The organism is Gemmatimonadaceae bacterium (assembly GCA_019752115.1).
GTDB lineage: Bacteria > Gemmatimonadota > Gemmatimonadetes > Gemmatimonadales > Gemmatimonadaceae > Gemmatimonas.
Genome location: JAIEMN010000013.1, coordinates 1 through 12,471, shown reverse-complemented (window position 1 = coordinate 12,471; position 12,471 = coordinate 1). Strand labels below are relative to the sequence as shown.

General features: G+C 64.9%; 7 protein-coding genes. 3 read left to right on the top strand and 4 right to left on the bottom strand.

Going from position 1 to position 12,471, the window contains the following annotated elements; all coding sequences use genetic code 11:
• Positions 1-44: 44 nt before the first annotated feature.
• The 3 genes from K2R93_06440 to K2R93_06430 are packed head-to-tail and all read left to right on the top strand — an operon-like array spanning position 45 to position 7,173.
• Positions 45-1,034, top strand: a complete 990-nt coding sequence (locus tag K2R93_06440; protein ID MBY0489462.1) for an efflux RND transporter periplasmic adaptor subunit — start codon at positions 45-47, stop codon at positions 1,032-1,034.
• Positions 1,031-4,144 carry an efflux RND transporter permease subunit gene (locus tag K2R93_06435; GenBank protein ID MBY0489461.1) on the top strand — a complete coding sequence of 1,038 codons (3,114 nt, stop codon included), beginning with the start codon at positions 1,031-1,033 and terminating at the stop codon, positions 4,142-4,144. Before K2R93_06440 ends, K2R93_06435 begins: the two co-directional genes overlap by 4 nt.
• Positions 4,141-7,173 carry an efflux RND transporter permease subunit gene (locus tag K2R93_06430; GenBank protein ID MBY0489460.1) on the top strand — a complete coding sequence of 1,011 codons (3,033 nt, stop codon included), beginning with the start codon at positions 4,141-4,143 and terminating at the stop codon, positions 7,171-7,173. The genes K2R93_06435 and K2R93_06430 overlap by 4 nt, the downstream gene beginning before the upstream one ends.
• A gap of 255 nt (positions 7,174-7,428) precedes the next feature.
• On the opposite strand, the gene K2R93_06425 is transcribed toward K2R93_06430, so the two are convergent.
• The 4 genes from K2R93_06425 to K2R93_06410 all read right to left on the bottom strand — a co-directional run.
• A complete protein-coding gene (locus tag K2R93_06425; protein ID MBY0489459.1) occupies positions 7,429-8,559 on the bottom strand; it encodes a hypothetical protein in 1,131 nt (376 codons plus the stop codon).
• A 43-nt stretch (positions 8,560-8,602) separates the two neighbouring features.
• Positions 8,603-9,292 carry a DsbA family protein gene (locus K2R93_06420; GenBank protein MBY0489458.1) on the bottom strand — a complete coding sequence of 230 codons (690 nt, stop codon included), beginning with the start codon at positions 9,290-9,292 and terminating at the stop codon, positions 8,603-8,605.
• A 1,013-nt stretch (positions 9,293-10,305) separates the two neighbouring features.
• Positions 10,306-11,064, bottom strand: coding sequence for an AraC family transcriptional regulator (locus tag K2R93_06415; GenBank protein ID MBY0489457.1), 759 nt, complete (start codon positions 11,062-11,064; stop codon positions 10,306-10,308).
• Between the two features lie 919 nt (positions 11,065-11,983).
• On the bottom strand, positions 11,984-12,471 hold a 488-nt coding region (locus tag K2R93_06410; protein MBY0489456.1), incomplete at its 5' end, for a septal ring lytic transglycosylase RlpA family protein.

The following is a 12,471-nucleotide window of genomic DNA, read 5'->3' as shown; positions in this document are numbered from 1 at the left end:
CCGCCATGTCCAGTGACTCAGGCCGGACTCCGTTGAGCTTGCCGGTGGCTGCCGAAGCAGCACGTGAGGGCGACTTGGTCCTGCATGTGCGGACGACGGGCCAAGTGCGCTCGGACGCGGTGGTGAAGCTGCGCAGCGAGGTCGGCGGAACGGTGGCAAAGCTCCTCGTTAGGCCGGGACAAGTGGTCACGCCGGGGCAGGAGCTGGTACGCTTCGACAACTATCCGTTCGAGCTCGCCGTCCGCGAGGCGCAAGCGCAGGCCGACGAGGCGGAGCAGCGGTTTCTCGAAAGCTTTGTGCCGGAGTCGCTGGTCACCGGGCGTGCGCCGACAGCGGAGCAGCGCAAGGCTCTGATGAACAAGGCGGGGCTGACGGGAGCGCGGCTCCGGCTCGAGCGGGCCAAGTATGAGCAGGATCGCGCGGTGATTCGCGCGCCGATGGCGGGGATGGTGGACGGTATCGATGTCGCGGTCGGTGAGAAGATTGGTGCGGGGCAGCCGCTGCTCACCGTGGTCGATACGCGTAACCTGCGCATCGAGGCGCAGGTGTTGGAGCATGACCTGCCCCTGGTGAAGGTGGGCGGCGAGGCCGAAGTGACGAGTGCGGGCGCACCGGGGCGGGTGCTGCGCGGGCGTGTTGATGCGCTGCTGCCGCTGGTGGATTCGACGAGTCGCGCGGGGCGCGCCGTCGTGCGTGTGTCAGGAGACGGCATTCTGCGCCCGGGAATGTACGCCGACGTGGAGCTCGAAGCGACGCGGCTGCGCCGGCGGCGCCTGGTGCCAAGTCGCGCGGTGATCGAACGCGACGGGCGGCCGCTGGTATTTGTCGTGCGAGACGGGCGCGCGCAGTGGACGTACATCGTACCTGGCCGATCAAACGGGCGCGAAACGGAGGTGCTGCCCGATTCAGCGACCGGGGAGATCCCCGTGAAAGCGGGTGATCCGGTCATCGTGGAGGGTCATCTTACGCTTACGCATGATGCGCCGGTGAAAGTGGCGCCAGCCAAGGTCTCCGACGCGAAGCCCCGCGGGTGAGTATCGCCGCGTATGCGGTGCGCCGCCCAGTGGCCACGGTCGCGGCCATTCTGGCGGTGCTATTGCTGGGATCGGTCTCGCTCACGCGGCTGCCGGTGTCGCTGCTGCCCGACGTGTCGTTACCGGTGCTCACGATTCGCACGGCGTATGTGGGAGCGGCGGCCACGGAAGTGTCGCGTTTCGTGGCAGAGCCTATCGAGGAGGCCATTGCGGCCACGCCGGGGCTGGTGGAGTTGCGGAGTGTAAGTCGCAACGGCGAGGCGACCACCACCGCGCGCTTCGCCTGGGGCACCGATATGCGCGGCACGGTGCTCGCGGTGCGCGAGCGGCTCGATGCGGCGCGCGGGCGATTGCCGGAGCGCGCCGAGCGGCCGACGCTGCTGACGAGCGATCCGGGGGAGCGGCCAATTGCGGTGCTGGCGGTGAAGCCGGCGGCGAACGCGATTCCGAATGCCACGGCGAATCGGCAGGCGGCGGATCTGCGGGCGCTGGCGCGCACGGCCACCGAGGTGCACGCGCGGCGGCTCGAACAGATCGAAGGGGTGGCGAGTGTCGCGGTGGTGGGCGCGCCCACCGATGAAGTGCGCGTGTCGCTCGATGCTGACAAGCTGCGGGCGCTCGATCTCACCCCGGAGGACGTCGCCGCCAGTATTCGTGCGCAGAACGTGGCGGGGGCCGGCGGTACGATTCGGCGCGGACAATTCCGCTTCTCCGTGCGCGCGCTCACCGAGTTCCGCGGGCCGGCGGAGATTCTCGACGCCCCCATCGGGTTGCCGGGTCGCGGGCTCACGCTGCGCGACGTGGGCACCGTACAGTTGGGGCTCGCCGAGCCCACCACGCTGACGCGACTCGACGGCGCAGAGGCGGTGGGTCTCGTGGTCTACAAGGACGCCGGCGCGAACACAGTGGCAGTGACACAGCGGCTGCGCGAGACACTGGGGCTGCTCGAGAACGAGTTTCCCGGCCTCGCCGTGACGGTCGTGGCGGCGCAGGCGGACTTCGTGGTGGATGCGCTGTCGAATCTGGGGCAGGAGATCGTGGCGGGTGGCGTGCTGTCGCTGCTGGTGATTCTGCTCTTTCTGCGCGATTGGCGGTTGTCGCTGGCGATTGGGCTGACGGTGCCGCTATCGGTACTGATGGCACTCGTGGCGCTGCAGGCGCTCGGCGTCACCATCAATGTGCTGTCGCTCGGCGGGCTCGCGCTGGGAACGGGGTTGCTGGTGGATACGGCGATTGTCGTGGCCGAAGCGGTGTCGAGACGCCGAGACGAGGGGATGCCGCTGCGGGAGGCGGCGGTGGTGGGGACGGACGACGTAGCGGCGCCGCTGTTAGCGGGGACGCTGACGACAGTCTTGGTGTTTGGGCCGATTGTGTTTGTGCGCGGATTGGCGGCGGCGCTGTTTCGCGACCTGTCGCTGTCGGTGGTCACCACGGTGGCGGCGTCCTTGGTGCTGGCGTTGACGTTGATGCCGGTGCTGCTCGTTGGGCGGCGGCGAGCGGAGAATGAGGCTAATCGCGAGAACCCAGACGTCGACTCAATAGTAAGATCGACCGTGCCGACGGTGGGTGGATTAACGCTGGTCGGTCGACGGATGACGAACTGGTATGAGCGCGGTGTGATTTGGTCGCTGGCGCATCCGCGCACGGTGTTTGGCGGGGCGCTTGCTTCGCTCGCGCTGACTGTCGTGCTGATCGTCATGTTGCCAAAGGAGATTCTGCCGCGCGTGGATGAAGGGGTGCTGGTCGCGCAGCTGGGGCTGCCGCAGGGGACGGCGCTCGAGGCGACGACGGCCCAAGTCGCGAGACTTGAGAGCGCGGCAAAGCAGCTTGGTGCGCGGGACATCTATGCGCGCGTGGGAAAGGCCACCGATGAAGAGATTCTCGCGGGGGCAGATCCAGGGACCTCGGCGTCGGCGCAGCTCATCGTCCCAGTGCCAACGGGTGCGGACGCGGCGCTGTTCGCGCAGCAGCTGCGCGCGAAGGTGCCGGACCTGGCGAACGGGGCGCTGGCGATTGATCTCGCGGGGCAGAGTGAATTCGGCTCGCTCATCGGCCGTGAAGGGCGACTAGTACGCGTCGAGCTATCGGCGCCGACACCGGTGCTTGCGCAGCAGTGGGCGGACAGTGTACGCCGCCAGCTAGCGCAGGTGAAGGAGCTGGCCGACGTGCGCGATGCGTATGCGGCCACGCAGCCGCTCATCGAGATCAGGCTCGAACGCGAGCGCCTCGCGCAGCGCGGCATCATGCCGCAGCAGGTGGCGAGTGCGCTGGCGGGCGCGCTGGGCGGTGTGGCGGCGAGCGATTTGCGCGAGACGGATCGGCGCACGCCCATTGCGGTGCGCTATGCGGGGGCGGGCAACGAAGACCTGGCCACGGCACTGCGCACCACCATTCGTGGTGTGCCGGTGGAGCAGCTGGTCACCGTGACGGAGGTGCGTGCACCGGTGGAAGTGGTACGCGTGGGGCAGCGGCCGGTCACCATGGTGGAAGGGCTCGTGGAGGAAGGCGGTACCGCGCGAGCCACCGAGGCGGTGCAGGCGACGCTCGCGCGCATGGCGCTGCCGCCGAGTGTGACGTGGCAGGTGGCCGGCGCCGACAGCGAACGGCAGCGCACCAGCAACGAGCTCACGCTGGTGGTGGTGCTCGCGGCGGCGCTCATGTTCCTCGTGCTCGCGGGTGAATTCGCCAGCTTTACGATTCCGCTGGTGGTGATGCTCACGGTGCCGCTCGCCGGCGCGGGGGCGGTGATCTTTTTGTGGCTCACGGGGCAGAGCCTCAATGCTGTGAGCCTCATCGGCATCGTGGTGATGATCGGCATGGCCGACAACGAAGCGGTGGTGAAGCTCGATGCCATTCGCCAGTTCCGTGAGCAGGGGCTGCCGTTGCAGGAAGCCATTCTGCGTGGCGGCGAGCAGCGGCTACGAGCGATTGCGATGACGAGCATCACCACCGTTACCGGAGTGCTCCCGCTCGTGTTCGGCTGGGGCAGTGGTGGCGCGCTGTATCAGCCGCTCGCGGCGGGGATCATTGGCGGGTCAATCAGCGCGTTGCTGGTGACGTTCTTCCTGCTGCCGGTGGGGTATGCGGCACTGGAGGCGCGTACGCGGTGATCCACGCCGCCGTGCACCGTCCGGCCGTTGTCTTGGCCAGTTGCCTTGCGATGCTATTTGCCGGTGCCATCGCGTTCACGCGCCTGCCGCTTGCCACCAAGACGACGGTCGAGCTGCCGCGGCTCAGCATCGCCGCCGCGTGGCCGGGTTCTTCGCCGGAGGTGATCGAGACCTATCTCACCTCGCCTATCGAAAGCGCAGTGCTGGGCGTGCGTGGTGTGCGCCAAGTGAACAGCACGAGCTACGACGACTTCGCGACGCTCACAGTGGAGCTTGAGGAGCGCGCCGATGTGCCGATGGCGCGGCTGGCCATCCTCGAGCGGCTCGAGCTGCTGCGGAGTGAGCTGCCCGCTGGCGTGAACCCGCCGAGCGTGTCGAACTATGTGCCGGAGGACTTGCAGGAGTCGCCGCTGCTATCGCTCACGGTGTCGGGGCCGTATACCACCGGTGCCCTGCAGCGGCTGCTCGACGAGCGCGTCACGCCGCGCCTGGCCACGGTCGCCGGCGTGGCCGGTGTGCAGCTACGCGGCGGGGCGGACCTCGGCGTGTCGGTGAGCTACGACGCGACGCGGCTCCGGCAGATGGGGCTTCCACCGGAACGACTCACGCAGGCCATCCAGGGGGCGCGCATTGTCGAGGCGCTCGGTGACCTCACGACCGAGGCGCAGGTACGGAGTGTGGTACTCCGTGATCAACCCGCCGCGCTCGATAGCTTGGCTGCGCTACCGGTGATGGGGGCTGGCGGACGGGTGTTCCGGCTGGGGGAGCTGGCCAGCATTCGCGCCGAGGAAGACGAGCGCGGACGGTTCTATCGTATCGATGGCACTTCGGCGGTGAGTGTGGACGTCTCTCGGCATCCGGGCGCGGATGCGATTCAGACGGCGGCGGCGCTCCGGAGGGTGATCGCGGAGCTCACGCGCGTGATGCCGCCGGGCATTCGGTTGCGCGTCGTGAACGACGAGAGTGTGGCGCTGGCGAAAGAGCTGCGCGATCTCACGACGCGCGCCGCGATTGCCTGTGGCGCGGTGCTGCTCGTGCTGGCGCTTCTGCTGCGCCGCTGGCGCGCGGTGGCGGTGGTGATGGGGGCGGCGGCGGTGGCGCTCGCGGCCACCGCACTGACGCTGTATGTGTTGGACATTCCGGCCAATCTGCTGACGCTGGCCGGGCTCGGGATGGGCGTGGGTATTCTGGTGCAGAATGCCATCGTCGTGGTGGATCGCCTAGCGCGCGCGCCGGACACGCCGGATGGGCGTGCGGCCGCCACGCGTCGCATTGCGCCAGCGGTGGTGGGGAGCAGCCTCACCACCGCAGTGGTCTTCTTTCCGTTCCTCTATCTGCAGGGGAATGCGCGGGCGGCCTTTGTGCCTTTCGCCCTGGCGTTCGTCATTGCGCTCGTATGGAGCGTGATCACGGCGCTGCTCGTGGTGCCGGCGCTTGGTGCCGGTATTGCCGTTCGTGTGGCGGCGCGCGAGGCGCCGTGGCCGCGCGTGAGGCATCTCTACACGGCGGTCGTGGCGCGCACGCTCCGTTGGCGATGGGCTACGCTGTTGCTCACGGTGAGCACCTTGGCGGGGCTTACGTGGGTGTTTGTGGTGAAGGTGCCACGCGCGAGCTGGGGCGGGTGGGGCGAACGTCGCACCACGCTCACCGCGTCGCTGAGCTTCCCGCGCGGGTCGGATCCGGCCGGGCTGGACCGCGCGATGCGCGAGTTCGAGCGCATCGTCGTGGGGCGCCCGGAGGTGGAGCAGGTGCGCACGCAGTCGAGCGGACGCACAAGCGCGCAGATGAGTGTGGTGTTCACGCGCGATGGGGCATTCACCGTGGCGCCGATGGAATTGCAGGAATTGCTGACGCAGCGCGCGGTGCTCATTGGTGGCGCACAGGTTGGCGTCTACGGCGACGGGCCAGGGTTCTCGAGCGGTGGGGGCGGCGGCAGCTTCGCGACCTTCCGCCTGCAGGTGAAGGGGTTCTCGTACGACGGGGTGTCAAGGGTGGCCGAAGATTTCAAGCGGCGGCTCGAGCGCATCACGCGCGTGCAGGAGGTGCGCATCACGAGCGGGAACGCGTGGGGCGCCGGCGAGCGGGGGTATCAGGTGGTGCTCGACCCCGACCGCGCGGCGCTTACGCGCTACAGACTCAATGCGGCTATGTTCGCGCAGGCGGTCGCGCGTGAGGTGCGCGGGCCGGTGGGAGGGACTCGGCTCGAGATCGGTGGCGAGGAACTTCCGGTCACGGTCAAAGCAAGCGGCGCGCGCGAGCGGAGCATCGAGGAGCTGCAGGATGCGCTGGTGCCCAACGTGATCGGCGCGCCCGTGCGGGTGCGCGATGTCGCGGCGGTGGATGCACGCGAAGCGCTGAGCACCGTAGTGCGCGAAGATCAGCAGTATGTGCGGCAGGTGAGCTACGACTTCCGCGGGCCGGCCAAGCTGGCGCGGCGCACGCACAATGCGTTCGTCAAGTCGCTGAGCGTGCCAGCGGGGTACAGCATTAAAGATCTCTCCGACGGGCGCTTTGACCAGGACGACGAGAGTGCGCGAGGACTCTGGCTCGTGTTTACGATTGGCCTTTGCCTGGTCATTCTCAGCGTGGCCATCGTCTTCGACAGCGTCTGGGGGGCCGCGATGGTGTTGCTCTCGGTGCCGCTCGCGTTGGCCGGTGTGGTCGTCGCGTTCTGGGCGGCCGATGCGGCGTTCACGCGCGAGGCGGCAGTGGGTGTCATTCTCGTGGTGGGGCTCGCGGTGCATCAGGGCATTCTTTTCGTCGATGCGGTGCTGGAGAAATGGCGCACGTTCGGCAGGCTCCGTGCCGGCCACGTCGTGTTTGCGGCACTCGACCGGGCGCCGATGATCGTGGTCATCACGCTCGCATCGCTCGCAAGCCTCGTCCCACTGAGTGTAGGCACGAGTACCCAGACGATGTTCGGGGCGATTGCGCTGGCGACAGCCGGTGGCACCATGTCCGCGACGCTAGGGGTGTTGTTCGTCTTACCGGCCATGATTAAGCCGCTCCGAATCGCCCTCAAGGGATAGGCGAGAACTGCTGTATAGCTGGGGCGCGCCCGCGTGAGCGACGACTGGAGCATGGCAGGGACACGATGGATGTAGATCCTTGATAGCAATGTGCGACAGCTGTTCGACGCCGTCGACGGCAAGCTCCGCAGAGACTCACGCATGGACACCGCAAGGGCGTCCTGACCCGGGCAGGGAAGGGGATCGGATGCGCTCGTCGCTTTGAGGACTCACCCAATTCCAAAAGCCGCCGCTGTAGCGGCGAGGTGCCACGGGTCAGCGCGACTGTCCGAGAATTCGATAGAGGGAGAAGGTCGCGATGCCTTCTGCGTTTCGGCGAAGTAGCCAAACCGAGTCTCCTTGGAAACGCACGACGACCGGCGGAACGATGTCACCGTCAAACCGAAGCGATAGCTTACCGACCAGCCTCCCGTCGTCTCCCACCGCATACCAGACTGAGGGGGCGAATCCTCCATCGCGCACCGTTTCCTCGAACCAGATGCGATCACCGCCATCCTTCGCGCTCTCAAAGAGCGGCCAGTACGTCGGTTTGGCCGATATAACGTCGCCGGATTTCGGGCGCGAACCCGCTCGCGCTCCCTCGGGCGAGTTCGCGAGCGCCTCGGCGTCTGTCATCCGCTTGAGCGCGTCTCGCAGCGTTAAGATCCGGACAACGTGGCCGCCCTGATCGAGTCCGATAACCTCCTGCTGTAAAGGGTCGGCTCTCCACACTTCTCGACCGCGCGCAAACACGGTAATCCGTCGATTGGGATCCGTGTCATAGTCCGCATTGATACGTGCAACGACTTCCCCTTGCAGTGTCAGGAGATGAATCGTCGCATCGGCTGACCCCGCAAACGGTTTTAGGATGATTCGTCCGTCTGCCAGGCATCCGTCGGCTGGCAGCTGCCCGATCTTTTCAACGGGAATCTGGCGCACCCATCGACCGTCTGACGTGGCAATGGTCAGCCGGCGTAGTCCGTAGTCATATGCTACAACCGTGTCGCCTCGTGATCGGCAGGCATGAGAGAGTCCACGGAATTCGTTCGGGCCGCTTCCCTGGCGTCCCAAGCTAATCCGATGAACGCCATCGGCTCCAAAGAAGCGAAGGCGATCTAGCTCAATGATGGCGAGCTCACCGTTCGTCGACGGTGCGGCGTTGAGAAACCCATTCGAATGCCTCAGCTCAATGGACGTGTCCTTGGCGAGGCCTCCTACGGTCAGTAAGGGCGAATCCGCGAGTCGGAGCTGCCGCGCACTCTGGAGCTCATCTTGAACGAGCACGCGGGTGGCACGATCTCGATTCAATGAAACCGAGTGAGGCGTCGCGGTCTGCTCTCTACAAGCACCAAGCGCGAGCCAGAGCGACATCATCGCTATCAGACCTCGTTGATTCACAGCGTGCATGCTGTCGCTTCTCCTCGAATCGCTGAAAGTGCCGACCGCGCCACTACCGTTGCGCGCGGACATCCGCTGCTAGGTCGCTGACCAAGGAGTCTAGCCGTGACAGCGCAAGGCCGCCGCGGAACTGCCAACCGTTGACCCAGATTGTTGGCGTCGCCGCAATTTCATGGGCAAGGGCAAACGCTGTGGATCTTTCGATCCGTTGAAAGCTCCGCCCGCTTGTAGCACACTCTGCCAGTCGATCTGACGCCGAGGGGGAAACGCGCTGCGCGAGGGTCTTCCAGTCAAGCAGTCCTAGGGAATCCTGTGCTTCGTACACGGCGTCCACCCACTTGGACGCAAGCCCCAAAGAGTCGGCGCATTCCATGCCCCTCGCGGCTGGCAGCGCAAAGCGATGCATCGGCAGCGGAAAGGGTACGTAGATGATCTTTAGATCTGAAGAGTGCCTTTGAGCTAGCGCGTGGAGCGTCGGGTGAAATCCGCGACACGCCGGACACTCGAGATCACCAAACTCAGCAAGCACCACGGGTGCAGACGGCGGTCCGTACAAGTGAATTCCCACGTGCTCCGCGTCCCTCCACGCGTCGACAAACTTAGCGGCCTGCTCGCCGCCGTCACTCGGCCTTGCCCCCGCCGCTGGCGACACGAAGAGTCGCCAAACGACGGAGACAGCAACCACGACTGAGGACGCCGCGAGTAACCAGCTTGCGAGCTTGTCAGATTTGCTTTCAGTCATTCGCAGCGTCCCCAGCAGGTCTTTGGGACATTGCCTTTACCTACTGCGCGGCTGCGCAGTAGAGTGTGAAACGATAGTGCAGGCCGCTGGCGCCGGTGCACGTCTGAAGCGTGCACTGCGTTCCCTGGCCGCAATGGTGCAGGGCTATCGAGTAGTCGCAATCGCTCGTACACCAGTAGCTGCCGCCGGACTCATCAGCCCTGATCGCGCTGGGCTGAACGAGTGCCACACTTGCGAGAGTCAGTACGGATGCTAGGCGACGCTTGCTTTTCGATTGCATTCGAACTCCGAGCAAATGGTGATGAGTCTGGGAGAACGAGGAGTACCGGCAGATAGGGGAGCTGAAGCCCTGAACTCCTGCGTGCCCTCACGCGCCTCTGCGCGCAGGTCGATCAGGTCGCGTACCCGCAGTCGTACGTGTAGTTCTTGTGGATGCCGAGAACCGTAATGCACGGCTTGATCGTGCATGTGGCACCTGGATGATTCTGGCATCGCGACTGGAGGTACTCACAGCTGTCGTAGCACCAGCTATCGCCCGAATCATCGGCGCGGGCAACGGGCGCGCCCGTCAACAGCCCGACGCCAGCGAACAGCATGAGTACGCCTATCGACCGGCGTTTGGTGCGTTTGTCCATTGTACGCCTCAAATAGGATAGTGGTGGCTCCTGCGCCGTCGTTCTGCAGTTTCGCAGAACGATTGCAGGAGTGATTCCCTGCGTCGGGAAGGCCATGCCCTCCTTCCGCTCCAGGCAAGCGCGTCGTGCAATCCGCCCCAAGGTGGCACTCCTGAGGATGCGGGGGGTGTGTGAGGCCTACGATCTGCACTCCGCACCGCCGACGCGGATTATGCCTGCCCGTACGCAATGCGTTAAAGGCTTGGCGCAATCGTTCAGACATGCTGCGACCGCCCTGCGGCACTCGCAAAGTACGACGGGTCTCGTGGTATGCCACTTCGCATTCGTGCACCGATGCACAAGAGTGATACGCCACCAAACGTAGTGGCGTCGCGATACCTATCGCGCGCGGCTCGCGCGTCCATACATCGCTGCCTCGAGCTGTTGCGCGAACCGGCGCCGTCCAAGCGGTGTCTTGACTTCCCCGATGCTGAATCCGCATAGCGTACGAAATGTGCGCTGGACATTTGAGGTCGCGGAAAAGCCCAACGCATGCGTCGCCGCCTCGACCGTCTGTTGATGCACGGTCAACCGATCCACCACGGCAGTCATTCGAAGCCACAGCGAGAGTCGCCCAAATGTCAGCGGGCCGACCGACTTGAACCAGCGCCCCAACGTCGACGGGTTTACACCGAGGCGAGTGGCGAATTGCGCTTCAGTCGCGCGTAAGTCGTAGCCAATCAGGACGTCCGCAACATCCCGGTGCAACTCGTGCACGGCAGGGTTTCGCGTGCCAGAATGCTTTGGATTCTGAAACGACCGCGCCAATCCTGCCAGAAGCGCGAGGCGATCCTTCGGGCGACTGATGACTAGTCGCGGTGCGCCGCCGTGAGCGGTTGTCGAGATCCACTCGCCATGAGCGTAAAGCGCAAATGATGCAGCCGCAGGTAGTGGCGAACCACTGGAGGTACTCACGTCAAATGGCGCTGCGCTGTCCCCGCAGCGCTCAGCATATATGTAGGCAGGCGCTTCCGCCGCGTGGTCATGTGAGGTCAGAAGTCTCACGTGAGCCCATCCGTGCAGCAGTCTCGCAAGCTCACGGGCAATGACTCCGTTCGCGTTTTCGAGCACGACGGCGTTGTGCAAGGCAATACTCATGAGAAGCCCTCGGTGCGCTCTCAACTAATCTCGCAATGGCGGCGCAGAAATACACGATACGGACTACATACTCACACGGTACATCTGGCGCGGAGCAGGTCTGTTGTTCAGAGAGCGTCAGCCGCACCTCGGTGATGCGCCAGCGCTCGTGCGAGTTGCGAGCACGTACCGCAGCATCGAGTGAAGAGCAGACTCGACAGCGGTACGCGCCGGAGGTTCCTGGCTGCAAGCCGGAAATTGCGTCTCACCTCTAGGACAGAATTTCGCTGATGAGTCAGCGGCTGGTGAGTGGACATCGGAAGGGGCGCGTGGTGAAGAGTTCATGCGAAAATGGCGCATCCATTCTCAGAACTGCAGCATCGTAAACATGTAGAGTTGTGATTGATTCCGCTGTTCGCTTCGTCATGACGCTTTTCATATTCGGCCCTTCAATGAGGTGCCCGTCGTCATCTCGTGTACTGCCTCATCGAGAGCGGTCACGGCGGAGCGCGAGGGGTTGAACGTCGTGCACTGATCGCGTGTGCAGCGCCCAATGCCGCTCAAGCCGTTCCAGTAGTTGATCCGGTTGCCTGGTGGACGATGGGCGAAGGCTAGCGAGAAGAAAGTCAGTTCAGATATCACATTGATCGGTCCGAGGGGCGTGGTCCGCGAGAGATTCCTTCAGCCTCGCGTGGACCCAACCCCGCGTCGGACTCGTCGCAACCGGTTACCGCCTCCACCTTCGGAGGAGGCGGCTAACCGCGAGCTGACTTGGTAGTCCTTCGGAGGCTCGTTGCTCCGGCGGCACCGGGAGAGCGCGAGCCATCACGATGCGGGCAGGGTTTGAGCCAGCTATTGGAGTGGCTTCCGAGCCTCGGACATCCGGCGCCGAGAGTCCCTGCCATCGTCAAGAGGTCAGCACCTGGGCATGTCCCGATAACTACTCGGGAAGTCCAAGAATCGTGTACGAAATCTCACCCTTTCCCACCAAGCCGAGCGACCGCATGGCCGCTGGCGAGAGCGCCATTTTTATGGCGCTCCAATCCTCAGCGGAGCCGGACCGGTCAAGAACGTCCAACACTACGCTGGACGACATCGTCGTGACCCGAATTTTGGTGCGGCACGGAAGGTTGTATGCGGCCGCGTAGACATCGGTATCCCGTGAGCGAGAACCGTCGCACATGCGAGGCTGGTTTCCCGCCGCCTCGACGGCCATCCCCGTCTCTTCAAAGCCGACGAGAGACTGTCTACGGCCGTATGAATTGGCCGCGGCGCGGAACTGCGGGCTGCGAAGAAAGGCATCCATGTAGCGCTGCGCCGTATCTGAAATGCCGAACTCGCGAAGGATAATCTGAAGCGCCCCGGGTTTGATGGAGGCTCCCCGCTTTGAGAGATTGGGAGCATGGCACGAGACAAAGGGATTGGTCG

What these genes read in the sequence shown, in the direction of transcription:
- K2R93_06425 (MBY0489459.1), bottom strand. Translation starts at nt 8,559, where the DNA reads ATGCACGCTGTGAATCAACGAGGTCTGATAGCGATGATGTCGCTCTGG.
- K2R93_06420 (MBY0489458.1), bottom strand. Translation starts at nt 9,292, where the DNA reads ATGACTGAAAGCAAATCTGACAAGCTCGCAAGCTGGTTACTCGCGGCG.
- K2R93_06415 (MBY0489457.1), bottom strand. Translation starts at nt 11,064, where the DNA reads ATGAGTATTGCCTTGCACAACGCCGTCGTGCTCGAAAACGCGAACGGA.